Genomic DNA, 25,061 nt, shown 5'->3' on the forward strand with positions numbered 1-25,061 from the left:
TCCTTACTTGGCTTTTCCGGAGCCACCGTCCCGGCCGGCAAGTTGCGCTGCAACCGTGGCCACGATGTCGTTATCGGCAAGGCTTCCTGGTATACACGGATTTCTGAATCCCGCTGCCCGGGCCTGTTCGGCAACCCGATCTGCGGGAACAATCAATAACCTATCGTATAGATTATGGCTGCTATTCGCACATAGTGCGATGAGATTGTTCAAGGTTTCTCCGGACAGGGCGACGATGGCCTCCGGAGCAAAGGTGTCGAGGGTGGCCCGGATCTGTTCCGGGGCGTGGTCCGGGCGAAAGCGGCGATACAGGGGCAGGAGGGTGACCCGGGCGCCACGGGATTCGAGTGTTTCCCGGATCAGCTCGCGTCCGGTTTCGCCACGGGCGAGCAGAACCCGTTCGCCTTGCAGCTTTTGCAGTGACGGCAGTGCCAGAAGCGCTTCGCTGGTCCAGCCCTCGGGCGGCCGGCGTGGACTGAGGCCGTGTTCCGCAAGCACTGCTGCTGTGCCGGCGCCAACGCCATACCAGCGGATGCCCATCGGAACCTGGGGCCACCAGGTGTCCACCTCCTCCAGCAGCAGGCGGGCAGCGAACGGGCTGACCGCGATCACGTGGGAAAACTCATCCAGGCTCAGGATGAGTGTGCGGCGCTCGGGTGTTTCCGGCAGAGGTTCCCGGCCAATCAGTGGCAGGATGTTTACATTGGCACCGGCTGAACGAAACCGGCGGGCAAGCCGCGAAGCCTCGGGTTCGGGCCGGCAGATCAGGATCCGCCGGCCGCTCAGGTCCGGCTCAGGTGGGTGTATGGCCATAGATTTCAGCCAGAACCTTGTCGGCACCGAGAGCCAGCAGATCCTCCGCCAACTCCCTGCCCAGGCGTTCACCTTCCGCCCGGGGCGCACGGCCCTCAACCCGGAAGATCTGGGTGCCATCCACGGCGCCCACCAGGCCACGAAGCCAGAGCGTGTCATCATCCTCAAGCAAGGCATAGGCTGCGATCGGAACCTGGCAGCCGCCCTCAAGACGTCGGTTCAGGGCACGCTCGGCCCTGACGCGATCCGAGCTGTCCTTGTGATTGAGAGGCTCAAGCATGGCCAGGAGGTCGTGGTCGTCCAGCCGGCATTCAATCCCAAGGGCGCCCTGGCCGACCGCCGGGAGCGACACGGTGTCCGGCAGGCAGTAGCGGATGCGGTCGTGAAAGCCCAGGCGTTTCAGGCCGGAGCTGGCCAGCACTATGGCCTCGTATTCGCCGGCATCAAGTTTGGCCAGGCGGGTGTTGACGTTGCCGCGCAGAACACGAATCTGCAGGTCCGGGCGGTAGGCCCGCAGCTGTGCTTCCCGGCGCAGGCTCGCGGTGCCAACTACGGCACCCTGTGGCAGGGCATCAACGTTGTCATACTGGTTGCTGACAAACGCATCGGTGGGGTCTTCCCGCTCGCAGATGGCCACCAGGCCCAGGCCTTCCGGAAATTCCATAGGCACGTCTTTCATGGAGTGCACGGCGAGGTCCGCACGGCCGTCCAGCATGGCTTCTTCCAGTTCCTTGACGAACAGGCCCTTGCCGCCAATTTTGGCCAGGGGCACATCCAGAATCTTGTCGCCCTGGGTCTTGATCTTGACCAGCTCCACGGTGATGTTGTCGTGCAGCCTTTCCAGTTCGGCCTTGATGAATTCCGCTTGCCACAGCGCCAGGGCGCTGCTGCGGGTTGCAATGCGAAGGGTACGTTTGGACATGACACTCACTGTCGGTTCGAAAAATGTCCGCCAAGGTTACCTTGTGGCGGCAGAAAAGTCCCGTGGCTACCACAGCCGGGAGCGTCACGAAGTCAGCCCGGCTGGTGCTCCTGAAGCCATTGGCGCACGTTGCTGGCATGGCGCCGGCTGACTGGCAGTTCGCCCTGGCCGTCCCTTAGCAATACCCGATTGTGGCCGTCGGGTGTCCGTTTCAGTCCCTGAATAAAGCGCACGCCTACCAGGGTGTTCCGATGGATCCGCAGCAGGATGCTCGGGTAACTGCTTTCCAGTTCCTTGAGGGTATAGTCGCACACGGTTTCACCGCGGGTATGATGGATGGTGACGTATTTCTGATCCGCCTCGCAGTAGAGGATTTCCGACAGATCAATCAGCTCGGTGCCCCGATGGCTGCGCACCGCCAGCTGTTCCTGGTCGCGGCCGGTCTGGCCGTTCAGAGTCTGCAGCTGCACCCGGTTGACCCTGCCGGCCCTGGCCAGGGCATCCGCCAATGCCTCCTTGCGAACCGGTTTGAGCAGGTAGGCGATGGCCTGAACGTCGAAGGCCTGGATGGCGTAATGGTCGTAGGCCGTGCAGAAAATCAGGGCGGGCGGATTGGCCAGCTGGCTCAGGCGGCTGGCCGCCTCCATGCCATCCATGCCGGGCATGCGAATGTCCAGCAGCAGAATGTCCGGCTCAAGTTCGGCAACCTGTTTCAGGGAGCTGTCGCCGTCGGCGGCCTCACCACAGACCCGATACCCGGGGAGTGATTCAACCAACCTGCGAATGCGTTCCCGGGCCAGGGGTTCGTCATCGGCAATCAGGACACTGCGGATATCACTCATGGCTGTTCTCGGTTCCCTCTCCCGTGGATTCATGGTTTGCGGGTTATCTGTTCGCCAGCCTTTTGTCGGGGCAGCCTGAGGGTAACGGTATACACATCGTTCTGGTGGCTGTGTTTCAGTACCGCCGGTTCCCCGAACAGCGCCCTGAGCCGAGACTGGATGTTGGCCAGAGCCATACGGTTGCCGTCATGTTGCCGGTTGTTCTGGTCCGGTTTGGGGTTTTGCACCAGCAGGTAGACAAAGTCGCCTTTGGCCTGGGCCTCAACCCTCACGGTGCCGCCGTCCGGGCGGGGCTGAATGCCGTGGTAGATGGCATTTTCTACCAGCGGCTGCAGGGTGAGCGGCGGAATCGCCTGCTGCTCAAGGCCATCCTCGATCTGCCATTCCAGCTTCAGGCGATCGCCCAGGCGGAGCGCTTCTATGGCCAGGTAGCGCTGGCACAGCTCCAGTTCCCGGGACAGCGGGATCAGCTGATCGCCGGTGCGAAGGCTGGCGCGAAACAGTTCCGACAGGTCCAGCACCGCCTCTTCCGCCCGTTCCGGGTTGACGGCGATCAGGCTGGCAATGGTGTTCATGCTGTTGAACAGGAAGTGAGGCTGTATGCGGGCCTGAAGGGATGCCAGGTGCGCCTGCATTTCCGCCTCCCGCTGCTGTTGCCACTGGTGCTGCAGGTAAAAATAGCGAAGCACCATGAGCACGATCAGCAGCGCCAGCAGCATTTTCTTGGCCACGCCCTGCCACACGGCTACGCCAGCCTGGGGGTGCAGCACGCTGTCGGCAAACAGACTGAAGGCCAGTACATCCAGTAGCACGATGACCACAATGGTCGTGGTGGCACCGGAGACTGACATTCGGGCGAGCCTGCTCCTTAACAGGCAGATGAGAGCAGCGCTGGTGAGGGTGGTCCACTGGACAAACAGTGACAACAGTCCGAAGTAATTCCAGTCGATCCAGCCCTGGTCTGCCTGCACGATGGCGAGTACCAGAACCAGCAGCTCACTGGTCACCAGCAACAGGAACACGGCCCTTACCCGGCACAGGTCCGGAACGAAGAACTCGTGATCTGTCACACCTTTGTCCCCGTTACGGGGTGTCTCCTTTACCCGGGTCAGAATGGTATACTCCCGCCACGTTCAATGTACCCAGTTCCCGCCAGATGATGCCGGGCTGTCAGCAGGAAAGATAGACCATGACGGATCAGAAAAAGTCTGACCAGACCACAAGCTCTGAAAAACCCTGGGGCGGACGCTTCAGTGAACCCACCGATGCCTTTGTTGAAAAATTTACCGCATCCGTAGGATTTGACCAGCGCCTTTACCACCACGACATCACCGGTTCCATCGCCCATGCCACCATGCTGGCCGAGGTCGGCGTGCTCACCACCGAGGAACGGGACCAGATCATCGAAGGCCTGAAAGGGGTCAAGGCGGACATCGAGGCCGGCAATTTCCAGTGGTCTGTCAGCCTCGAAGACGTGCACATGAACATTGAGGCGCGCCTGACTGACCGTATCGGCATCACCGGCAAGAAACTGCACACCGGCCGTAGCCGTAATGACCAGGTAGCCACCGATATCCGTCTGTACCTGCGGGATGAAATCGATGTCATTGCCGAGGAACTGAAGCGCCTGCAAGCAGGCCTGCTGGACCTGGCCGAGCGCGAGGCGGATACCATCATGCCCGGCTTCACCCATCTGCAGACCGCCCAGCCGGTCACCTTCGGGCACCACCTGCTGGCCTGGTATGAAATGCTGGTACGGGATGCCGAGCGCCTGCAGGATTGCCGCAAGCGGGTGAACGTGATGCCCCTGGGCGCAGCGGCCCTGGCTGGCACCACCTATCCCATTGATCGGGCGATGACCGCCAGGCTGCTGGGCTTCGACCGGGCCAGCGAGAACAGCCTGGACTCCGTCAGCGACCGGGACTTTGCCATTGAGTTCTGCAGCTTCGCCGCGCTGCTGATGACGCACCTTTCACGGTTCAGCGAGGAGCTGGTGCTCTGGACCTCGGCCCAGTTCGATTTCATCGATCTGCCGGACCGGTTCTGCACCGGCTCGTCCATCATGCCCCAGAAGAAGAACCCGGATGTTCCCGAGCTGGTCCGGGGTAAGACCGGCCGTGTCAATGGTCACCTGATCAGCCTGCTGACCCTGATGAAGAGCCAGCCGCTGGCCTACAACAAGGACAATCAGGAAGACAAAGAGCCTCTGTTCGATACCGTCGATACCATCAAGGGCTGCCTGAAAGCCTACGCCGACATGATTCCGGCCATTCGCTCCAAGGCCGATAACATGCGCGTGGCAGCCAAGCGCGGGTTCTCTACCGCCACCGACCTGGCGGATTACCTGGTGAAGAAAGGCGTGCCCTTCCGGGATGCCCACGAAATTGTTGGCAAGTCGGTGGCGTTTGGTGTCGCCGAGGGGCGCGACCTGTCCGAAATGACACTGGAAGAGTTGCAGCAGTTCTCCGATCATATCGGCGCCGATGTCTTTGATGTGCTGACGCTTGAAGGCTCGGTTCAGGCCCGTGATCACCTCGGTGGCACGGCGCCGGATCAGGTGCGCGCGGCGGTCGGCCGGGCACGCAATCAACTGGGCTGAACCGGAAGCATACTGCAGGGCGGAACGGTTAGCCGCCGATCCGCCCCGTAGTCAGATCCACCGCCGCAGGGGTGAGTTCGTCCAGCGGTTGCGGACGGAATAGCCGGTACCCCTGGCCGTAATGGATGCCCAGAGTCCGGACCTTGCGCAGAGCGTCGTCGCTCTCAATAAACGTGGCCACGGTGACCTTGCCGGCGGCCTCGGCAATCCGGTGCAGAGCCTCAAGCATGACCTGCTGCACCGGGTCCTCTTCCAGTTGCTGCACCATTCTCCGATCCAGCTTGATAATGTCGACCGGTAATCTGGCCGCCAGGCTGTAGCTCTCCACTGAAGCGCCGGCGCCGTCCAGGGCGACGCGGAAGCCTGCGCGATGCAACGCATCGCAAAGCACGGCCACATCATCCGGATACTGGGTGGCGTGGGCTTCACGGATTTCCAGGCAGAAGCAGCCGGGGTTAAACGCCGAATCACTCAGGGCTTCGGCCATAAAGTCGGAAAAGGTGTCATCCAGCACGCTGGCCAGTGACAGGTTGAAGCCGCAGTACTTCAATCGCGGTTCCAGCAACGGTTGGTTGTCCAGCCAGTCGAGGGTTTGACGGATCACCTGGCGATCAAGGCGTTTGGCCAGGTCAAAGCGTTCTGCAATGGGCAGAAAGTCGTCAGGCTTCAGTACTGTCTCGCCATCTGGCGTTGCAGGAATCCGGCACAGGATTTCGATGTGATCGCCCCAGGTAGGGCTGGCCACCGGCCTCATGGCCTGGTACTCGAGAATCAGCTTCCGGTTGTCCAGAGCCTCTCGGATCTGCTCGACCCGTTGGCTGGCTATGGAGTCGTCGGCCTGGTGGGCAAAGGCCCTGGCCGCGTGGATCCGGTTGCGTCCGGAGGTTTTGGCCGTATGGCACAGGTCCGCTGCCTGGCTCAGTAGCTGCTCCGGATCTGCGGGAATGTCGTTATCCATTATCAGAAGGCCGCCGGAGGCGGTGGTCTGCAGCCTGTGGCCCTGCCAGTCGAAGACAAACTCGCCGATCAGGTCGAGGGTTTCCTGGGCAATTTTCCGGGCCCGTGCTTCCGGACAATTCTCGATCAGCAGGGCGAAGGTGTCACCGGCCAGTCGGGCAAGGGCATCTCGCTGACGCACGCGCACGCCCAGATTGCCGGCCAGCTCCCGGAGGTATCGGTCGCAGGTGCCGCTGCCGGCCAGATCGTTAAAGCGCTCGAACTCATCAAGGTCGAGATAGAGCAGGCTGTCACAGGATTCGCGATGGGATTTCTGCTCAAGCGTCCTGGCTACGCGGGCGATGAACGCCTTGCGGTTCATGAGCCCGGTAACCGGATCATGGCGGATACGGTATTCCTCGCTTGAGGCGTGGTTGAGCCTCGGTTCGATGCGCCTGGCCACGTGTACCGCGCCGGTTACTTCGCCCTGCTCATTGGTCAGTCGCTGGTAGTGGAATTCATGCGCCGGCAATGCACGGGATTGCTGGGCCATGGGCATTTCAACCACGAAATTGTCACGCTCGAAGGCCCGGTGCCACAGGCGTTCCATTAACCTGCGTTCGTTGGGAAATTCCTGGAGAAGGTCGCTCAGGTTATTGCCCAGCCGGGGCTGCAGACCGAAGGTTTCGGAAAATTGCCGGGCCCAGGCGTCATTGAAGTGGAGCAGGTTGAACGAGGCATCCACGGCAACAATCAGGTCTGCGGTGGCGCTGCTGGCCGCCGCCAGCATTCTGATGGCGTGCTGACGAGCGCTGTCGAGCTTCAGTTCGGCCGTCCGGTCCACCAGGGTGCCGCCGAGTCGGGGAATCCTGCCACCCTGCTTCAGGGCACGGCAGCTGAGGGTTACCCGCCGCGGGTTCTGGCGTGAAGTGACAATGTCGAGATCGAGCGAGAAGGCTTCGCCGGTGCGCAGGCAGCGCCGGAACATGGCCCGGACCCTGGCCTGTCCGGTCTGGCAGTAAAACAGGGCCTGTTCGGGTGTGACATCGGCGCCGGGTCTCAACTCCAGAAGCTGGAACATGCCCTCTGTCCAGATCATTTCATTGGTTCGGGTGTCCAGCTCCCAGATTCCGAAACCGGCGCTGCTCTCTGCCCAGCGCAGTAGCCGTGAATCTCTGGTGGAGCTGTCACGCAAGGTTATCGTAGCGCTTGCCGCCTTGTCGGAATCCCTCATGTCGAGCCGCAGAGTCAGGCAGGCGGTGTAGAAAAAACCTTCCTTGTGCCTGAAAGTCACCAGAACATTCTGGCCCCGTTCAATCCGATGGCGGTTCGCGGGTGCGAAGGGGTCATCCTGGCGTGATGCCAGGATACGGTGCACCGGTTGGCCCTCCAGTTCGTTGCCGTCATAGCCCAGAACCGCCTCGGCCTGGTGGTCTGCGAACAGGACTTTGCCTTCATCGTCGATGCGCAGAACGGTCTGGCGTTCGGACGCCGGGGCCTGATCCGAACGATAGCGGCGAATAATGAATTCTTTCACAGCGGGTGAGCCTCGCGTGTTCTCCAGCTTTTATTTTTCTAAAGGTTTTGCCACGATGCCGACATCATACTCATACTGATCCTGAAAAGAACCTCTCTGCGGAGCCGCCTTGACCGCCCATATTGCCCCGATTTCCCTCGACTTTGAGGAGGGAATAGATCGCAAGACTCTCCGTCGTCTGAGGGACCGGTTTCTGCTGGTCAATCAGCAGCGCTGGAGCCGTGCCCATTCGGCGTTGTCCTATCGTCAGCAAATGGTGCTGGAAATCCTGCCTCTGGTCTTTCATCTCAACCACCCGGCGTTGCCCGGGTATCTCGACAGCGACTGTCCCTATGGCCTGAGTAATTACAAGCCGTCGTTTGCCACGATCAATGCGGCACGGCGGCTGGCCCGGACTTTCACCGTGAAAGATGAAGGTAAACGCAAGCCGGATCTGGACGCCATGTTCCTGATGGGCAGTCCCGGGACCCTGGGGCATTCCGTGGCCAGTGATCTGGATGTCTGGCTCTGCCACCGCAGTGATTTGCCGGAGCGGGGAATCCGCTGTCTGGAGCGCAAGGCCGAAAAGCTGGCCCGGTGGGCAGAATCACTGGGTGTGGAACTCCACGTATTCGTATTCTGTGCCTCGGACTGGCGGGCCGGTCGGCAACGGGCAGAGGTCACCGGCGAGAACTGTGGCAGCGCCCAGCACTTCCTGTTGCTGGATGAGTTTTACCGGACCAGCATCCATCTTGCCGGTGCCTGGCCCATGTGGTGGCTGATTCCTGCCGAACAGGAAGAGAGCTACGACGATTGCATGCGCAAGCTGGTGGACTTCCGGTTCGTTCGGGCCGATGAATATATTGATTTTGGACCGGTTCCGGCGATTCCGGAGGCGGAATTTCTCGGTGCCGGGGTCTGGCAGCTTTACAAGGGGATTGATGCGCCCTGGAAGTCCATCCTCAAACTGCTCCTGATTGAATGCTATGCGCGCACGGCCGGGCAGCCCCTGTTGTCCAGCGAGTTCAAGCGGGCCGTTTTCCGGGGAGAGACCGACGCTGACAGTCTTGACCCTTATGTCATGCTTTACGACCGGCTGGAAGCATGGCTGTCCGGGCCTGAGGTGTCGTCCAGGCTGGATCTGATCCGCCGGAGCCTGTATCTCAAAGCCGGTCTGCCACTGACCCGGACCGAAGCCGCCGGCGAGCAATGGCGTGCAAGGCTGTTACGTCAGCTGGTGACACGCTGGGGCTGGCCCGAGAGCGCGCTGGTCGAGCTGGATGAGCGCCAGCGCTGGCGGGCGGAGGAGGTCACTACCCTGCGCCGTACCATCGTCAACGAACTGACCCATGGTTACCGGCTGCTCTCGAAAATGGCCAGGGAGCATGGCCAGCGTGCTGCCATCAGTGATACCGACATCAACCTGTTGGGCCGCAAGCTCTATGCGGCATTTCAGCGCAAAGCGGGCAAGATCGAGCAGATCAACCCGGGGCTGGCGCCCTCGCTGGCCGAGGAGAATCTGGCCTTCCACCACCAGTCGGAGCAGGGCGGGGATGCCGACGGCTGGTTGCTTTATCGGGATCTGGAAGACCCGGCGGATGCGTTCTGGCAGCCGGTCATCCGCCGCTCGGGTAATCTGGCAGAGCTGATGGTCTGGTGCTACTGCAATGGCCTGCTGACCCGATCGACCCGCCTGAACGTGCGTTCCGGAAGCAGTGTTGCCTCGGTCAGTGAGTTGCGGGAAATGCTGGATGCCCTGTCCGGGTTCCTGCCATTTCCGATTGCGCCGGCTGAGCGGGAGGCGCTGTCCCGGGGTGTCCGGCCCCTGAGAAATCTCCTGCTGGTCAATGTGGGTGTCGATCCCCAGGCGCACCTGACTGAAAAGGGCCTTCACAAGCTCAGTTCCCGTCACGATTCGCTGGGTTTCAGTGGCGGCCGGGAGAACCTGGTCATCAGTATTGACCAGATCACGTTCAATAGCTGGCACGAGGTGAGCCTGCAGCATTACGCGGCCGGCGACACGCTCATTCAATGCCTGAAGAATATTCTCGCGTCGGTGGCAGCAAACCCCGCAGAGCTGCCGGGTATTCAGGTGCACTGTCACAACCGCGGGCACGGCTCGGCCATCGCCCGACGGGTCCAGGAATTGTTTGCCGATGTGCTTCGGCCTTTCTTTGCCGGCGGTACCGGCCCGCACCCGCTTCGCTACGTGATTGAGATGGACCGTCGCTACTTCATGCTCCAGTTCAATGGCCTGGAGCCGGGCTTTGTTGCCCTGGAGAGCTTCGAGGCGCTGATGGAGCATCTTGCGTTGCCCCAGGAGCGTTACTTGCCGGTGGTGTTCGATCGTTACGCGCTGCAGGACGAGCCGGCCCTGCGGGCGGTGTGCCAGGCCAGCGAGCCGGACAATATCCAGGTGTTCTACCGTATCCTGGCCGGCCAGGCCCGCCTCTGGGTGGTCGATGAGCTGGGCTCGGTGTTTAGTTGGGAGCAGGCGGTGACCAGTCGGCGGCATTTGCTGGTGCCGGTTTTGCGCTTTCTGGATAACCTGATTGAACGGCGGTTGCTCCGTCACACGGAGACTGCCGGCGTGGTCGCCGGCGTTCAGTGTTACGAAATTGTCCGCCGCGACGGAACCTGGCGTGCCGAGTACCGGCCGGAACCGGATTCGGGCGTGCCCCTGCCGGGGCTTGAGGTGCAGGCCGTGGGCATTCACGAGGGCGACAGTCGTCTGCGTTTCGATATCTTCTGTGGTGACCAGGAGTTCAGCGTTCAGGAGTATGGCGATCAACTGATTCCGGCAGTCGCGCACTACATCCGCTCCATGCGCCGCAGTGACGAAGTTTACCCGGTGTATCTGACCGACGTTCATCTGCCCCACGACATCGACCCGAGAGTCTACCAGCAGGACATCCAGACCAGTCAGTATCTCTATTACCGGTCAGTGCTGGAGGATTCCCTCAACAGACACCTTGCCAGAACGCGCTGACCTCGCGGCCCGGGGCGGGTGTCAGGTATACTGCGCCCATAGTGAACTCAGGGGTAGCAGGTATGCGAGCGTGGACTCTGCCGATCATGGTGTTGGTGCTGACTTTGGTCGTGGGTGGTTGCGGCCAGAAAGGCCCGTTGTACCGTGACAGTGAGGGTGCGTCAGCCGCGCCCGAAAAGGAATCCGCTCAGGACCAGCAGGAGCGCGAAGACAACCGAGACTAGCGCTCTGGCCTCCTGGCCCCGTTAACCGAATCAGGAAACTCATGGATCATTTCAATTACCGCGACGGCGAGCTGTACGCCGAAGATGTCCCTGTCTCTGCCATCGCCGATCGTTTTGGTACGCCGGCCTATGTCTATTCCCGGGCCACGCTTGAGCGTCATTACCGGGCCTATGACGATGCTCTTAGGGGCCACCCGCACCTGGTGTGCTATGCCGTTAAAGCCAACAGCAATCTTGCGGTACTGAACGTTCTGGCCCGGCTCGGTGCAGGCTTCGATATTGTTTCAGCCGGTGAGCTGGAGCGGGTATTGCGGGCCGGTGGCGACCCGTCCCGGGTTGTTTTCTCCGGCGTGGGCAAGCAGGAGTGGGAGATGAGGCGGGCGCTTGAGGTGGGCGTGCGCTGTTTCAACGTGGAATCCGATACCGAACTGGACAGGCTGAATGCCGTGGCGGGCGAGCTGGGCGTGAAGGCGCCCATCTCCCTGCGGGTGAACCCGGATGTTGACGCAGGTACCCACCCGTATATCTCCACGGGCCTGAAAGAGAACAAGTTCGGGATCGATATCGCCGAGGCCCCGGAGGTCTATGCCCGCGCTGCCGGCTTGCCGAACCTCGAGGTAAAGGGTGTGGATTGTCACATAGGCTCCCAGCTGACCAGTGTGTCTCCGTTCCTGGATGCCCTGGATCGGGTGCTGGCGCTGATTGACACCCTGGCGGATCAGGGAATTCACGTTCATCACCTCGATATGGGGGGTGGCCTGGGTGTTACCTACAACCAGGAACAGCCACCGCAGCCGTCGGATTATGTAAAGGCGCTGGCCGAACGGCTGGGTGACCGCAAGCTTGAGCTGATCCTTGAGCCGGGCCGGTCCATTGCCGCCAATGCCGGTATCCTGGTAACCCGGGTCGAGTTCCTGAAGTGCACCGAGCACCGGAATTTTGCCATCATCGATGCCGCCATGAACGACCTGATTCGCCCGGCCCTCTACAGTGCCTGGCAGGCGATCATTCCGGTTACGCCGCATCAGGAAGGCGAGGAAAAAGCCTGGGATCTGGTGGGTCCGGTCTGTGAAACCGGTGATTTCCTGGGCAAGGATCGTCACCTTCGTCTCCAGGCGGGGGACCTGCTGGCGGTTCGCTCTGCCGGCGCCTATGGCTTTGTCATGAGCTCCAACTACAACACCCGGAACCGGCCTCCGGAACTGATGGTCGATGGTGACCAGGTGCATGTGGTGCGTCGCCGCGAAACTCTTGAAGACCAGCTCGCGCCCGAGAGCTGTCTTCCGGAATGAGCGGGGGTGAGGAGATGACACAGCAACGCCGGAGTCAGGGCCCGATGCTTCGATTTACCAAGATGCACGGGCTGGGGAACGATTTCATGGTGGTGGATGCCATCAGCCAACCGTTCCGCCTGCGCCCGGAAATGATTCGGGATCTGGCTAACCGGAACTTCGGAATCGGCTTCGATCAGCTGTTGGTGGTGGAGCCTCCCGGGCTGCCGGACGTCGATTTCCGCTACCGTATTTTCAACGCGGACGGTTCCGAGGTGGAGCAGTGCGGAAACGGCGCCCGTTGTTTTGCCAGGTTTGTCCGTGACCAGCGTCTGACCAACAAAAAGGTGATCCGGGTTCAGACTGCCAAGGGTGTTATCGAACTGCGGGTTGGCCGTGATGGCATGGTCATGGTCAACATGGGCGTACCCGAGTTCAATCCGCCGGCTATTCCGTTTGCGGCGGACCGTCGCAAGGATGTCTACACCGTGGATGTGGATGGTCAGACGGTCGAACTCAGCGCCCTGTCCATGGGCAATCCCCACGGTGTTCTGCTGGTTGAGAACGTGGATCAGGCGCCGGTGGAAACCCTCGGTCCAAAGCTGGAGAGACACCCGCGGTTTCCGGCGCGGGCCAATATCGGTTTCCTGCAGATCCTCGATCGCAAGCATGTCCGCCTGAGGGTGTTCGAGCGGGGCTCCGGCGAGACCCTGGCCTGTGGAAGTGGCGCCTGTGCCGCCGTTGTTGCCGGTGGTTTGCGTGGCCTGCTGGATTCTCGTGTAGAAGTCGAGCTTCGCGGCGGCAAACTGGTCATCGAATGGCAGGGTGAAGGGTCGCCTGTTATGATGGAAGGGCCTGCAACCAGCGTATTCGAGGGGCAGTTAAGGCTGCCAGGTGAATCTGGTGGTCGCCGCCGCAGGAGCGGTCGCCCCCATAAACAACGATCCTGACAGCCAGGAGTACTCCATGACAGAACAAACGGCCCGACAGAAGGCCGGTGAGCTCACCCGGGAAGAGGTGGCCGACTACCTGCGAGCCAACCCCGATTTCTTTGTCGATCAGGACGAACTGCTGCGCAGTCTCACCCTGCCACATGACAGTGGCCGGGCAATTTCCCTTGTGGAACGCCAGGTGCACCTGTTTCGGGAGCAGCGCGACACACTGCGCCGGGAATTGGTGGAGCTGGTGTCCATCGCTCGCCACAACGACCGGTTGTTCGAGAAGAGCAAGCGTCTGTTAATGCAGGTGATCGAAGCGCGGACTCTGAACGATATGGCTGCGGCCATCGATGACAGTATCCGTGGTGATTTCGGTCTCGACGCAGCGTCGGTGCTGCTGTTCACCGATGTTGAGCTGCCCGAAGCCTCCCAGGGTGCGTTGCATGTGGTGAGTCCGTCCGTGGCCCGTGAGCGCCTGGGGAGCCTTCTGGAGGGCGAAAGGGCTGTGTGCGGCCAGTTCCGCGAGAGTGAGCGTGAGTTTCTGTTCCCCGACCGGGAGGAGCCGATCGCCTCTGTGGCCCTGGTGCCGCTGCGGCATGATGAGCTGGTGGGCGTGTTCGCTGTCGGCAGCTGTCAGTCCGGCTATTTTGACCAGAGCATGGGGTCCCTGTTCCTGAGCTACATCAGTGACACGCTCAGCCGTCTGCTGCCGCCCATGGTGCAGCGCCACACTGCTGCGGCCCCGGTAGCCGATATGGCGACGGAGTCCCGCTGAGGTGTCAGAGGCTCCGGCGGTGTCCCACGAACTTTCCGGGCCGCTGACGGATTTTATCCGGCACCTGGCATCGGAAAAACGCCATTCCCCCAGGACCTGTGACAGCTACCAACGCGATCTGATGCGTCTGGCAGCGTGGCTGAGCCGCAGTGGACCTGGCACCTGGCAACGGGTTTCCAATCATGATCTGCGCCGCTATGTGGCAACGCTCAGTCGGGAGGGTTTGTCGGGGCGAAGTATTGCCCGGCATCTCTCCGCGACCCGTCGTTTCTACCAGTTCCTGCTCCGGGAAAAACTGGCCTCGGACAATCCGGCTCTGGATATTCGTGCGCCGAAGAGTGGTCGTCGTTTGCCCCGTGTGGCGGACGTTGATCAATTGAATCACCTGCTGAATGCGCAGCCGGACGATCCTCTGGAAGTCCGTGATCTCTGCATGTTCGAGCTGATGTACTCTTCCGGATTGCGACTGGCTGAGCTGGCGAGCCTGGATCTGGACACCGTCGATCTGCGTGGTGGCGACGTGCGGGTTGTGGGCAAGGGAGGCAAGGAGCGGCTGCTGCCGGTTGGACGGAAAGCAATCGCGGCCATTCAGGCGTGGCTGCCACAGAGGGCAGGCCTGGCCAATGAGGGTGAAACGGCCCTGTTTGTCAGCCAGCGGGGCGAGCGCCTCAGTCATCGCAGTATTCAGGCCCGGCTGAGCCGGTGGGGCATCAGCCGAGGTGCTGACCAGAAGCTCCATCCTCACCTGCTTAGACACTCTTTTGCCAGCCATATGCTCGAATCCAGTGGTGACCTGCGGGCGGTCCAGGAATTGCTCGGCCACGCCGACATTGCCACCACGCAGGTCTATACTCATCTTGATTTTCAACATTTGGCACGGGTTTATGACCAGAGTCACCCCAGGGCACGCCGCGATAAGTATCATGGAAAAACCAGCGACAAGAGTTCCTGAGACTGTTAACGGTCAGGCGGGGCTTTTCAGTCAATAACCGGACAACAAAGGTAAGCGGGAGCGCTCCATGGCATCGGATCAGTCCTGGAAGGAAAAGTACCTTCAGGAACTCGAATCTGCAGATAACCGGGAAAAGCAGTGGAAGGCGGAACGTAACACCCTTGAGCGTATGCTGGTGCGAACCAGCCTCGCATCCGAGGGCCAGACGCCGGAACTGGACCGTTTGTTGGCGCGAATCCGGAAAGACCTGCGAAAAAATCGGGTGGATGTGGATGCCTGGAAGGAACTCCAGGACCAGATCGATCGCCAGGTGGCCCTGCTCGATGAACGTCAGTCCGGCAATGACCGGAAGCGTTCACTGTTTTCCCGGAACAAGTCCGAGCAGCCGGCCGAGCCAGAACCACAGACGGAAAACGCGGATCAGACCCAGCCTGAACCGGGTAATGGACAGGATATCGAGGACAATGCCCAGCGGTTGCGTATCGCCCGCCGTGTGGGCCAGCTGCTGGGACAGATGCTGTCACAGGTTTCCCTTGAACCTGCGGCCGAGGCCCGGGCCCGGGCGCTGCAGCAATCCCTGTTGGCCAGCAACGACTGGGACGAATTGCGGGAAGGCCTGAATCATGTCGCAGAACTGGTAATAGCCGCCGTCACTCGTAGCAAGCGTGAATTTGAAGACTTCCTCAGGCGCCTGGACGAGCGGCTGGAGCTGCTGCGGGAGCACTTCTCCGCCCAGTCTTCAGCCCAGTCCGGCCGATTGCGTGCGTCCGAACATCTTGACCGGGAAATCCGTGATGAGATTGAACGGGTGGGGCAGCGCTTGCAGGAAAGCGATAACCTTGTGGATCTCAAGCAGTCGGTCAGTCGTCACCTGGCGTCTATCGGTCAGGCCGTTGGCCGTTTCCGAACCCAGGAATCGGAACGGGAACGGGCGCTTTCAGAACAGCTCGAAGCGATGCAGGAGAAAGTGGCCGCCATGGAGGCCCATTCGGAGCAGATGCAGGAGCAGGTCCGCAAGGAGCGATTGCGTGCCATGACCGATCTGCTGACCGAACTGCCCAATCGCGAAGCCTGGCAGGAAAGACTGTCCTTTGAATACAACCGCTGGCAACGCTACAGCCACCCTCTGACCATCGGTGTGCTGGACATTGATCTGTTCAAGCGGATCAATGACTGCTACGGCCACAAGGCGGGAGACCGGGTGCTGCAGCTGGTGGCAAGGGAGTTCAGGGAGCGTCTGCGCACCACTGACTTTATTGCCCGGTTTGGCGGTGAGGAATTCGTTGTGCTGTTCCCGGAAACCGAGCCCTCCGATGCCCGGGCAGTGGTGGATAAGTTGCGAGCGCACGTTGGCAAATTGCCCTTTCACTTTCGCGGTGAACCGGTGACCGTTACCTTTTCCGCCGGTCTGGCGGGCTTTGTTACGGGTGACACCGAAGAATCGGTGTTTGACCGGGCCGACCGCGCCCTCTACCAGGCCAAGGACGCCGGTCGCGACCGGGTTATAATCAGCGAAAGCGCCAAAGCTCAGTGACGCATCATTGCGTCCAGCTCGTCAATGATCTCCGCCCAGTCACTGTCTTCCTCCAGTCCCTCCTCGAGGAAGTGGGACTGGCTCTCGGACCAGAAGGGGGCATCCTGGATCGCAACCTCGCCTGGCAAGGGGGAATACCTGGCCACAAAGTCCTCGATGCTTTTGGCGTCGGACGCCAGGCCAAGCTGTTCGAACAGGGTGCTGAGGTTGTGTTTGCTGGTGTCCATGGACATTCATCTCCCGTTGGCCATGTGCCTGAATGAAATCAATGGCGTTTGCAGGTATTGTTCCCTGAAATGTAGCGGAACCCTTGAGGATATCCAGTGAAGGTTACCCTTCCCTTTCTACTATGCTGCCTGTTGGCGCTGTTTCAATCCCCGGTCCGGGCGGAGCCTCCTCAACTGTCGCCGGCACCGGTACTTGGCAAACAGGAATTGACCTGGCTGGAAGGTCAGGAACGCTTTCGCATCGGTCTTCGCAGTGATCAGGTTCCGCTGGTGTTTGATACCGGTAATGATGTCCTTGCCGGGACCTACATTGACTATCTTGCCCGGCTGTCGGAAAAACTGGGTGTCACCATGGAACCGGTTGTGCTGGCAACGGCACAAGACCGAGGCCCGGTTCAGAGTGAGCTGCAAGCCGATGCGATTCTGACCACGCGTATGCCGGGGATGCCGGTGGTACCCGGCAAGCGTTTTACCGACCCCCTGATGTCGCTGACCTACGGATTGTTCGTCAGCGCCGGCGATGCCGCCATTCGGAGCCTATCGGACCTGGAAGGCAGCCGGATTGCCGTGATTGCCGGTGATCCCAACCAATACCCCATGCTGGACCCGGTTGAAAAATTCACACCGGTGCCAGTGGCCAATGTCAGCGACGCTGTCGGGCAGATTCTTTCCGGGCATGCGGACGCATTTCTGGCGCCGGTTCCGGTTGTTTCCGATTACCTGCAGTCCGCCATGGTGAACGGTATCGGCCTGTCTGTTCTGCTGGATAGCAATCCAGTGGATGTGGTTCTGCAGGTGGATACCGACAACGACCGGCTCTTCCAGGTGCTGAACAAAGCCATTGCCGCGATCAGCCACAATGAACATCGGGCCATCCGTCAGTCCTGGCTGCAGGCTGATCAGCCGGCACTGGAGCGAAGCGGCATTGAGTTGTCGGCTTCTGATGTCGACTGGCTCGAAAGGCATCCGGATCTGAAGGTCGCGTTTCGCTCGGACTGGCCACCGTTTGAATATACCCAGGATGGTCGGCCAACGGGTCTGGTTCCGGATTTGCTGACCCGGCTTGAGACTCAGTTGAACGTCCGGTTTACCCGTTCGGTAGCAGGCAGTCGGATAGATGCTGAAGAACAGCTCCGCTCCGGTGAAGTGGATATACTGCCGGGATTGTCCCGGACTCCGCGCACGGAGGAGGCGTTTCTGTTTACCCGGGCCTATCTGACGGTGCCCATTGCCCTCGCCATCCGTGATGACGGGCGCTTTATCGGCGATCTTCGAGAGCTTCGCAGTGAGCGGGTGGGTGTGGTGAACCGCCATGCGGCTCACGATTATTTGCTCATTAACCATCCGAACCTGGATCTGTATCCCATGGATACCGTGGAGGAGGGCCTTCTGGCGCTCTCCAATGGCGATCTGGATGTCATGGTTACCCACATCCCGGCGGTCAGTTACACCGTCGCCAGGCTGGGCCTGTCGAATCTCAGAATCACCAGTATCACGCCCTACCAGTACGACCTGAGACTGGCAGTGCGCAAGGACAGTCCGGAACTGCACCGGGTACTGAACAAGGCGCTGGGCAGTCTCGAGGCCAGCGAAACCGAATCCATCTACAACCGCTGGATCCATCTGGATATCGAGCAGGAAACCGATTATACGGTGGTGCGGCGGGTGGTCCTGATTGCCATCCTGGTGGTGCTGATCTTCCTGTACTGGAACCGGAAACTGTCCAGGGAGGTGGATGAGCGTATCCGTTCTGAAAATGCCCTGCGCCGAAGCGAGGACGAACTGCGGGCCGCCAAGCTCGAGGCCGAGCGGCTAGCCCGGGAAGCGGAGGCTGCCAGCCTTGCCAAGAGTGAATTCCTGGCCAATATGTCCCACGAAATACGGACCCCGATGAATGCGGTCATTGGCTACAGTGACCTGCTCAGTAACAGCGTCACAGATCCACAGCAGCGTAACTACCTGGATGCTATCCGCGCCGGGAGCCGCAGCCTGTTGATGCTGATCAATGACATACTGGACCTGTCCCGGATTGAGGCAGGAAAAATGAGGCTCGACTACTCAGCGGTGTCGGTACGCCGTCTTCTGGACGATGTTCGCCACATCTTCGATCTGCGGGCCCGGGAGCAGGGTATCACCCTGGAAGTGAGTGTCGATTCAAGGATGCCGGGCGCCATGATGCTGGACGAAACCCGCTTGCGGCAGGTGCTGTTCAACCTGGTTGGCAATGCCATCAAGTTTACCCATGAAGGTGGTGTGACGGTTCGGGCCACAGCAAAACCGCTCAAGAACCGGTCCCCGGAAGTGGCCCAGGGCCCGGACATACCGGAACGCCAGTATTACAAGCTGATCGTGACGGTCCGGGATACCGGCATCGGGATCCCGCAGGACCAGGTCGAGCGAATTTTTGATGCCTTCGAACAGCAGGAGGGGCAGAACACCCGGCGTTACGGTGGCACTGGTTTGGGACTGGCGATCAGCCGGAAGCTGGCCAGGATGATGGGCGGTGAACTGGAAGTGGAGAGTGAGCCGGGGGCCGGTTCAGTGTTTACGGTAACGCTGCCGAGGGTCGAGGCCACGGTGGAGCAGGCCGAAGACGAGGGTGCTCCGAAAGAATCGGACCGACTGCTGGCCCAGACCCTCAGCATGCAGGAGCGGGGCTGGCTCAGGGAGCAGCTGGCATCGGATTTTGGTGACGAGTGGGAGGCCGTGAGAGAGAGCGGTGATCCGGAGCAGATGAAAGACTTTGCACGCCGGGTGCTGGCCTGGGGGCAGCGATTCCGCTCCCGGTCCGTGACCCGTTATGGGGAAAAGCTGCTGGCTGATGTTGAGGCGTTCAACCTGGATGCGGTCAATAGCGCTCTTGAGGCGTTCCCGAAATTGCTCGGCCGCGAGGAATGAGTTTCCAGGTGATTTACAGGCAATCGAACTGGGAGCGACGGTCAAAAGCGACAGAGACCATGTCGTAACCGGAATCCGAGAGTTGACGGATCAGGTCGCGGTCTTTCAGCAGTGCCATGCAGACCTTGTGCACGCTGGCCTGAAGCTGTTCCGATGCCATTTCATTGGATGCCAGGCGGAAATCCACTATCAGGTATTTTCTGTCGACCGCCGCGCTGGCCGGAATATCTTCCCGTTCAACGCTCTCGTATCCGATGTAAGTCGCCTGGGCTTCCGGGAAGACCTGACTCATGAGTACGTCGAGGTTTTCCCCATGGGCAAGGGGTGCCGACAGCAACAGGGTTGCGACAGAGGCGCTGAGCAAATGTCTGATAGTCATTGGAGGCCACTCCCTGGTGACAATCCGGTTAATCTGTAACCAAGTGTAAAGTTTGGTTACGGAGGATTATTGCAGAGTCTGTCGCATTTTGCGTGATATGTGACATTAATTTTTCAATTGTTTGCACTCTCGATACAGTAACGGGCAGGGGCCTGGGCTCCCGGTGCGCGATACGATCAACTATGATGTGAGAAAGACGGACGTTAAGAGGAAAACGCATGTTTCAGCTTGTCTTTAAAGGGGAATGCGTTCCCGGAACGGATCTGGAAACGGCGCGCAACAATGCCCGCACGCTGTTCAAGGCCTCTCTTGAGCAGGTTGACCGCATGTTCAGTGGCCAGCCAGTGGTTATTCGTAACAAGCTGGAAGAGGTGCAGGCTGAAAAGTACCGGGCGGTACTGAAGAAGCACGGCATGGTGGCGTATGTTCAACCCATGGGCGAGGCCCGTCCTGCTGCCGGCGCGGCACCTCAACCCACGCCTTCGGCTCCGGCAAGCCAGCCGTCCCAGGAACCGGCGGCCGCTAACCCGCCGGCGGAAAAGAAGCGGGGCGGGGTTCCTGAAACCGAGCCCGGTGATCGACTGCCGGTCGCGGGCGAGAAGGTGGACGCCATCCTCTCCGGTTCCGGTCTGAGTCTGGACCCGGTCGGGGTTACCCTGGCCGAACAGACCGAAGTGGAACCGCCCATGTTCCAGCATCTGGATGAATGGAGCCTGGCGCCGGCTGGCAGTGACCTTGGTGTGGAGCGTGATCTTCCGCCGCCGGTGGTGCCTGACGTTTCCCACCTGTCGCTGGCGGACGACGATTCCTCCGAGAGGAAATGACCCGATCGTGAACCGGCAGACGCTTTGGGCCCGGACTGTCCCGTGGCTGATGGTCACGCTACTGTTTCTTATGGCGCCACTGGCCACGGGTGAAGAGCGTCCCCGGGTTGGCCTGGTGCTCAGTGGCGGTGGTGCCAAGGGTATGGCCCATGTCGGGGTACTGCGGGTTCTCGAAGAAATGCGGATTCCGGTTGATCTGGTGGTGGGTACCAGTGCGGGTTCCGCGGTCGGCGCTCTCTACGCCAGTGGCATGCCGGTCAGCGATATCGAACAACGCTTTATCAGTATGGACTGGCTGTCGAGCTTCCGTGACGACCCGGGCCGGGTCTACAAACCGGTACGGAGGAAGCAGGATGACTGGCGGTTTCCGGTGGTCCCGGGTATCGGAGTGCGTGCCGATGGTCTGCATGTTGGTGGGGGGCTGATTGCCGGCCAGAATCTGGGCTTTATCCTGAACGAACTGACCCGCAACGCTGCGCTGGTTGAAGACTTTGACCGCCTGCCGATTCCGTTCCGCGCTGTTGCCACGGATCTTGAGACCGGTGAGCAGGTGGTCATCGGTGACGGCAACCTGTCAGAGGCCATTCGGGCCAGCATGAGCATTCCCGGAGTGTATGCGCCGGTGGAGCGCGAGGGCCGGTTGCTGGTGGATGGTGGTGTCGCCAACAACCTGCCGATCAGTGTTGCCCGGGATCTGGGCGCCGACATCATCATCGCCATTGATATTACCGACAGTTTGATGGAATTCGATGAATTGCGGGGGGCCTTCTCCGTAGTCGGGCAACTTACCACCATCATGACCCGACGCAATACCGATCAGCAGCTGGATCTGCTTGCTGATGGTGATGTCCTGATTCGTCCCGATCTGGAAGGCTATAGTTCGGCCGACTTTTATGATGCTCCGATGCTGTTTGAATTGGGTGCCAGTGCAGCGAGAGAGCATGGCGTCGAACTGCGTCCGCTCTCGGAATCCGTGGAAGACTGGAATGCATGGCGAGAGAATGTGGTGGCCCGGGACGCTGAGGCTGACACCGTTTCACGAATCAGGATTGAAGACAGCCGTCGACTGGCCAGTGACTTTCTCAAGGAGAGAATACGCCAGAAAACCGGCGAGCCGCTGGATACGGAACAGCTGGAGGCGGATCTCAAACGAATTTACGGTCTGGGCTACTACGAAATTGTGTCTTACTCCACTGCGTCGTCGCCCGAAGGCACTATCCTGACCATCCGCGTCCAGGAGAAGAGCTGGGGGCCGAACTACCTGTCTTTCGGCCTCAACTATGAGGACAATTTTGACGGGGAAACCCGCTTCAATCTCGCCTCCTCTGTTCGAATGACCGAGTTGAATGAGCTGGGTGGCGAATGGCAGACTGGCGTCCAGTTGGGCACTGAGCCCTGGGTGCGCAGCCAGTGGTATCAGCCTCTGGATTATGGCTATGAGCGATTCCTGGTGCTCGGCGGTGAGTATTCCCGCGACACGTTCAGTCTGTTTGATACCTCCGGGGCCCGCATCGCGGAGGTGGATGTCACCTTCCGAAAAGCGGATCTGGCTCTGGGTATGGAGATTGGCGGCAACGCAGAAATCCGGCTGATCTATGCCCGGGGCTATGCGACGGTCGATGAGCAGATCGGTCAGCCAGTAGCTCCGGAGGAATCCGTGCATCAGGGAGGCATGGCCGTGCAACTGGTTCATGACTCGCTGGACGATACGTTCTTTCCACGAGAGGGTGGTTTTGCCGGTATCAGGGGGCGCTTCGAGCGGGAGGGCCTGGGGTCGGACAGGGAATTTGATTCAGTGACCGGTCTGGCACTCGGTACCGAAAGCTGGAAGGGCCTGACCCTCAGCGGCCTGCTGTACGCCCATGCGGTTACGAAAGGGACCCCCGGCATTGAAAACGCCGTCCGATTGGGCGGGTTCCGGCGCTTGTCGGCCTATGCGCCGGGTGAAATTACCGGGGATAACGCCCTGATGGCTTCCGCGTACGCCAGCCAGACCTTTGGCGGACCGCTGGTGCCCTGGTTCGTGGGTGTCGGGTTTGAGGCTGGAAACGCCTGGGCTTCGCTGGACGCGGCAAGCTGGGACAGCTCGGTGAAATCCTCCAGTGTGTTCGCCGGCGTGGATACGTTCCTGGGGCCGGTGCAACTGGCCGTGGCCTACAATAATGAGGATAACTGGACCGCCTACCTGAATATCGGCTTTTCGTTCACGCAGCTCTTCTATTGAAAACCACTACGCTGTTTTACCATCGGTCCTGTCAATTGCCTCCAGAACCTGGTGGCACTGCTGGAGCGCGTAGCGGTGCAGAATATCGGCGAGGCGGTCCTCGTCCCGGTCCTTGATGGCACTGATGGACTGCTTCATGTGCGACAGATTGTCCTCAAGCACCTGGTTGCCCCCTTGCCGGAAGGCGACAAAGGCGCAGCGTTTCGCTGACGGCCAGAGGTCATCAATAGCCGAGACGATGAAATAGTTATCGGCATAGGCCAGTGATGCCTTGGTGTACTCAATACCAAGTTCCAGGAATGCCATCAGGTCGTTCTTTTCATAGCAGGCCTTCATCTGGTCGTAGAGGCTCTCCAGGCGGGCCATGTCATCCGGCTGCCAGTTGCGCACCAGCTTTCGTCCCGTGTGGGTCAGATACAGCTCCAGGGTTTCATAGAGACTGCGGACGAAATACTCATCCAGTGGTGTCACGAACGCGCCCTTCCGGGGCACGTTGCGAACCAGGTGCCGCTTCTCGAGCAGCAGTAGCCCTTCCCGAATGGACCCGTGGCTCACGTCCATTTGCTTGGCCATGGCACCCTCGTAGATCCGCTCACCGGATCGTAGCTGGCCAAAGGCGATCAGGTTCTCAATGTGGCGAGCGACCTGTTCGGTCAGTGTTTCTCTTGGTTTGAAGGCATTCATGGTGGTCTGTCGCTACTGCGTACTGGCTGATTCGTGTTGGCATAGTCGCACATCGGGTATTCCGGAGCCAGTGGCGGGGGATTTTACAGCAGTGGTGCCAGCAGCCGGACCGCACGGCAGCCCAGGCGGAACAGGATCGAACGGTCCTTGTAATCGCTTTCGGTCATCAGGCGGGAGTTGTCGATATCCTGTTCCAGCATGGATTCAACGCTGCGGATGAAATGCGATGCCGTGGTGATAGCGGTGATCTCGAAATTGAGGCGCATGGACCGGTTGTCCAAGTTGGCGGTCCCGACCGCCGCGTACCGGTCGTCCACCAGTATCACTTTCTGGTGCATGAAGCCTGGCTGGTAACGATAGATTTCAATTCCGGTCTTGCAGGCCTGGACAAGATAGGAGTAGGCCGCCAGCCCGATCAGGCGGCTGTCCGACTTTTCCGGAATCAGGATCCTTACCTCCACCCCTCGAAGTGCGGCCAATTGAAGGGCATTCATGATCTGGAAATCTGGCACGAAGTAGGGTGACGCAATCCATAACCGGGTCCGGGCATTATTGATGCAGTTCAGGAAAAACAGGGTGCAGGTTTCCCAGGTGTCCGCGGGGCCCGTCGGCAGCATCAGCACCTCGTCGCTGCCCGGCTGGTTGTTGTAGGGAGTCCAGTCGAGGCTGGGGAAATCGTTGCTGGCCCAGTTCCAGTCCTCCAGCCATGCCAGCTGCAGGCCTGTTACCGCAGGCCCTTCTATACGGCAGTGGGTATCACGCCAGGGCTCCTGGTCCATGGCGGTGCCCAGATACTCGTCCCCCAGGTTGATGCCGCCCACAAAACCGATTTTTCCGTCGCAGACCAGCAGTTTCCGATGGTTGCGGAAATTGATCTGGAACCGTCGCCTGCGAATATTGCCGTCACCGAACGAAGCGACCCGGGCGCCGGCGGCGGCAAGCTGTTTGAGGTAGTTGCGTGGCAGCCAGACGCTGCCGATATCGTCGTACAGGAACCAGACCTCCACGCCCTGGGCCAGTTTGCGTTCAAGGATGGACTTGATCCGGCGGCCAACCCGGTCCGAACGCACGATGTAGAACTCCATCAGAATATAGTGCTCGGCGTCTTCCATGGCTTCAAACAACGCTTCGAAGGTGGCCTCGCCGTCCCGGAGCAGGGTACACCGGTTGCCTTCGGTAAACGGCTGGCGGCCCAGCCGGCACAACACCTGAAGTTCGTCCGTGAACCGGTCACTGGTCGGGATCGGGATGGACGTGGTCTGCTGTTCGAACCGGTTCAACAGGTTGGTCAGGGATTCGTCTCCCAGGCGGCGTGCCTTTACGTAACCGCCAAACCGGTAGCGCCCGAACAGCACGAACATGGGGACCGCAACATAGGGCAGGCCCAGCAGGGCAACAACCCAGGCAATGGCACCCTGGGTGGTGCGATAGGTCAGCAGGATTCGATAAATGCAGGCAAAAGCACCCAGGTAAATGGCGCCCACAACAATCGCAACCAGCGACAGTTCGTCCAT

At 60.3% G+C, this 25,061-nt stretch carries 20 protein-coding genes; 11 read left to right on the plus strand and 9 right to left on the minus strand.

The genetic code is table 11. From position 1 onward, the window contains the following. Positions 1-3: 3 nt before the first annotated feature. From ACESMK_RS03430 to ACESMK_RS03445, 4 genes are all read right to left on the minus strand, one after another. Positions 4-813, minus strand: coding sequence for a uroporphyrinogen-III synthase (locus tag ACESMK_RS03430; RefSeq protein WP_372995263.1), 810 nt, complete (start codon positions 811-813; stop codon positions 4-6). After that, positions 794-1,735, minus strand: a complete 942-nt coding sequence (gene hemC / locus ACESMK_RS03435; RefSeq protein ID WP_372995265.1) for a hydroxymethylbilane synthase — start codon at positions 1,733-1,735, stop codon at positions 794-796. The genes ACESMK_RS03430 and hemC overlap by 20 nt, the downstream gene beginning before the upstream one ends. Before the next feature lie 92 nt (positions 1,736-1,827). Further along, a complete protein-coding gene (locus tag ACESMK_RS03440; RefSeq protein ID WP_372995267.1) occupies positions 1,828-2,577 on the minus strand; it encodes a LytR/AlgR family response regulator transcription factor in 750 nt (249 codons plus the stop codon). 29 nt (positions 2,578-2,606) lie between these two features. Then, positions 2,607-3,647 carry a sensor histidine kinase gene (locus ACESMK_RS03445; protein ID WP_372995269.1) on the minus strand — a complete coding sequence of 347 codons (1,041 nt, stop codon included), beginning with the start codon at positions 3,645-3,647 and terminating at the stop codon, positions 2,607-2,609. Positions 3,648-3,766: 119 nt separating this feature from the next. Between ACESMK_RS03445 and argH the strand changes: the two genes are divergently transcribed. Further along, the gene (argH, locus tag ACESMK_RS03450) at positions 3,767-5,176 is read left to right on the plus strand and encodes an argininosuccinate lyase (RefSeq protein ID WP_372995271.1); all 1,410 of its coding nucleotides are present in this window, start codon (positions 3,767-3,769) and stop codon (positions 5,174-5,176) included. 28 nt (positions 5,177-5,204) lie between these two features. On the opposite strand, the gene ACESMK_RS03455 is transcribed toward argH, so the two are convergent. Beyond that, positions 5,205-7,649: an EAL domain-containing protein gene (locus ACESMK_RS03455; RefSeq protein ID WP_372995273.1), complete on the minus strand. Its 2,445-nt coding sequence runs from the start codon at positions 7,647-7,649 to the stop codon at positions 5,205-5,207. Positions 7,650-7,758: 109 nt separating this feature from the next. Between ACESMK_RS03455 and ACESMK_RS03460 the strand changes: the two genes are divergently transcribed. The 7 genes from ACESMK_RS03460 (at position 7,759) to ACESMK_RS03490 (ending at position 16,311) form a co-directional block, all read left to right on the plus strand. Next, positions 7,759-10,617 carry a class I adenylate cyclase gene (locus ACESMK_RS03460; protein WP_372995274.1) on the plus strand — a complete coding sequence of 953 codons (2,859 nt, stop codon included), beginning with the start codon at positions 7,759-7,761 and terminating at the stop codon, positions 10,615-10,617. Between the two features lie 62 nt (positions 10,618-10,679). Further along, positions 10,680-10,841: an LPS translocon maturation chaperone LptM gene (lptM, locus tag ACESMK_RS03465; RefSeq protein WP_372995276.1), complete on the plus strand. Its 162-nt coding sequence runs from the start codon at positions 10,680-10,682 to the stop codon at positions 10,839-10,841. 41 nt (positions 10,842-10,882) lie between these two features. Then, complete coding sequence (gene lysA / locus ACESMK_RS03470) at positions 10,883-12,133, plus strand: diaminopimelate decarboxylase (RefSeq protein WP_372995278.1); 1,251 nt, start codon at positions 10,883-10,885, stop codon at positions 12,131-12,133. Between the two features lie 14 nt (positions 12,134-12,147). Then, positions 12,148-13,062: a diaminopimelate epimerase gene (dapF, locus tag ACESMK_RS03475; RefSeq protein ID WP_372995280.1), complete on the plus strand. Its 915-nt coding sequence runs from the start codon at positions 12,148-12,150 to the stop codon at positions 13,060-13,062. A gap of 16 nt (positions 13,063-13,078) precedes the next feature. Then, positions 13,079-13,825 (plus strand): DUF484 family protein, encoded by a 747-nt coding sequence (locus tag ACESMK_RS03480; RefSeq protein WP_372995282.1) that lies wholly within the window; start codon positions 13,079-13,081, stop codon positions 13,823-13,825. A gap of 19 nt (positions 13,826-13,844) precedes the next feature. Beyond that, complete coding sequence (gene xerC, locus ACESMK_RS03485; protein WP_372995437.1) at positions 13,845-14,777, plus strand: tyrosine recombinase XerC; 933 nt, start codon at positions 13,845-13,847, stop codon at positions 14,775-14,777. A gap of 67 nt (positions 14,778-14,844) precedes the next feature. After that, a complete protein-coding gene (locus ACESMK_RS03490) occupies positions 14,845-16,311 on the plus strand; it encodes a diguanylate cyclase (RefSeq protein ID WP_372995284.1) in 1,467 nt (488 codons plus the stop codon). Here the strand turns inward: ACESMK_RS03490 and ACESMK_RS03495 are convergent. Next, positions 16,305-16,538, minus strand: a complete 234-nt coding sequence (locus ACESMK_RS03495; RefSeq protein WP_372995286.1) for a DUF2789 domain-containing protein — start codon at positions 16,536-16,538, stop codon at positions 16,305-16,307. The genes ACESMK_RS03490 and ACESMK_RS03495 overlap by 7 nt on opposite strands. Positions 16,539-16,634: 96 nt before the next feature. On the opposite strand from ACESMK_RS03495, the gene ACESMK_RS03500 reads away from it, so the two are divergent. Beyond that, positions 16,635-19,436, plus strand: a complete 2,802-nt coding sequence (locus ACESMK_RS03500; RefSeq protein WP_372995288.1) for an ATP-binding protein — start codon at positions 16,635-16,637, stop codon at positions 19,434-19,436. A gap of 13 nt (positions 19,437-19,449) precedes the next feature. On the opposite strand, the gene ACESMK_RS03505 is transcribed toward ACESMK_RS03500, so the two are convergent. After that, positions 19,450-19,815 (minus strand): hypothetical protein, encoded by a 366-nt coding sequence (locus ACESMK_RS03505; RefSeq protein ID WP_372995290.1) that lies wholly within the window; start codon positions 19,813-19,815, stop codon positions 19,450-19,452. A 218-nt stretch (positions 19,816-20,033) separates the two neighbouring features. Here ACESMK_RS03505 and ACESMK_RS03510 point away from each other — a divergent pair, with 218 nt between their 5' ends. Together ACESMK_RS03510 and ACESMK_RS03515 are read left to right on the plus strand one after the other, a co-directional pair. Continuing rightward, complete coding sequence (locus ACESMK_RS03510) at positions 20,034-20,639, plus strand: hypothetical protein (protein WP_372995292.1); 606 nt, start codon at positions 20,034-20,036, stop codon at positions 20,637-20,639. Between the two features lie 49 nt (positions 20,640-20,688). After that, the gene (locus ACESMK_RS03515; RefSeq protein WP_372995439.1) at positions 20,689-22,863 is read left to right on the plus strand and encodes a patatin-like phospholipase family protein; all 2,175 of its coding nucleotides are present in this window, start codon (positions 20,689-20,691) and stop codon (positions 22,861-22,863) included. 6 nt (positions 22,864-22,869) lie between these two features. Here ACESMK_RS03515 and ACESMK_RS03520 read toward each other — a convergent pair whose 3' ends face one another. Both ACESMK_RS03520 and cls read right to left on the minus strand, forming a co-directional pair. Then, the gene (locus tag ACESMK_RS03520; protein ID WP_372995294.1) at positions 22,870-23,547 is read right to left on the minus strand and encodes a GntR family transcriptional regulator; all 678 of its coding nucleotides are present in this window, start codon (positions 23,545-23,547) and stop codon (positions 22,870-22,872) included. A gap of 83 nt (positions 23,548-23,630) precedes the next feature. Then, on the minus strand, positions 23,631-25,061 hold the full coding sequence (gene cls, locus ACESMK_RS03525; protein ID WP_372995296.1) for a cardiolipin synthase: 1,431 nt from the start codon (positions 25,059-25,061) through the stop codon (positions 23,631-23,633).

This window comes from Marinobacter sp. (assembly GCF_041687235.1).
Taxonomy (GTDB): domain Bacteria; phylum Pseudomonadota; class Gammaproteobacteria; order Pseudomonadales; family Oleiphilaceae; genus Marinobacter.

What these genes read in the sequence shown, in the direction of transcription:
- ACESMK_RS03430 (WP_372995263.1), bottom strand. Translation starts at nt 813, where the DNA reads ATGGCCATACACCCACCTGAGCCGGACCTGAGCGGCCGGCGGATCCTG.
- hemC (WP_372995265.1), bottom strand. Translation starts at nt 1,735, where the DNA reads ATGTCCAAACGTACCCTTCGCATTGCAACCCGCAGCAGCGCCCTGGCG.
- ACESMK_RS03440 (WP_372995267.1), bottom strand. Translation starts at nt 2,577, where the DNA reads ATGAGTGATATCCGCAGTGTCCTGATTGCCGATGACGAACCCCTGGCC.
- argH (WP_372995271.1), top strand. Translation starts at nt 3,767, where the DNA reads ATGACGGATCAGAAAAAGTCTGACCAGACCACAAGCTCTGAAAAACCC.
- lptM (WP_372995276.1), top strand. Translation starts at nt 10,680, where the DNA reads ATGCGAGCGTGGACTCTGCCGATCATGGTGTTGGTGCTGACTTTGGTC.
- lysA (WP_372995278.1), top strand. Translation starts at nt 10,883, where the DNA reads ATGGATCATTTCAATTACCGCGACGGCGAGCTGTACGCCGAAGATGTC.
- dapF (WP_372995280.1), top strand. Translation starts at nt 12,148, where the DNA reads ATGACACAGCAACGCCGGAGTCAGGGCCCGATGCTTCGATTTACCAAG.
- ACESMK_RS03480 (WP_372995282.1), top strand. Translation starts at nt 13,079, where the DNA reads ATGACAGAACAAACGGCCCGACAGAAGGCCGGTGAGCTCACCCGGGAA.
- ACESMK_RS03490 (WP_372995284.1), top strand. Translation starts at nt 14,845, where the DNA reads ATGGCATCGGATCAGTCCTGGAAGGAAAAGTACCTTCAGGAACTCGAA.
- ACESMK_RS03495 (WP_372995286.1), bottom strand. Translation starts at nt 16,538, where the DNA reads ATGGACACCAGCAAACACAACCTCAGCACCCTGTTCGAACAGCTTGGC.
- ACESMK_RS03505 (WP_372995290.1), bottom strand. Translation starts at nt 19,815, where the DNA reads ATGACTATCAGACATTTGCTCAGCGCCTCTGTCGCAACCCTGTTGCTG.
- ACESMK_RS03510 (WP_372995292.1), top strand. Translation starts at nt 20,034, where the DNA reads ATGTTTCAGCTTGTCTTTAAAGGGGAATGCGTTCCCGGAACGGATCTG.
- ACESMK_RS03515 (WP_372995439.1), top strand. Translation starts at nt 20,689, where the DNA reads ATGGTCACGCTACTGTTTCTTATGGCGCCACTGGCCACGGGTGAAGAG.
- ACESMK_RS03520 (WP_372995294.1), bottom strand. Translation starts at nt 23,547, where the DNA reads ATGAATGCCTTCAAACCAAGAGAAACACTGACCGAACAGGTCGCTCGC.
- cls (WP_372995296.1), bottom strand. Translation starts at nt 25,061, where the DNA reads ATGGACGAACTGTCGCTGGTTGCGATTGTTGTGGGCGCCATTTACCTG.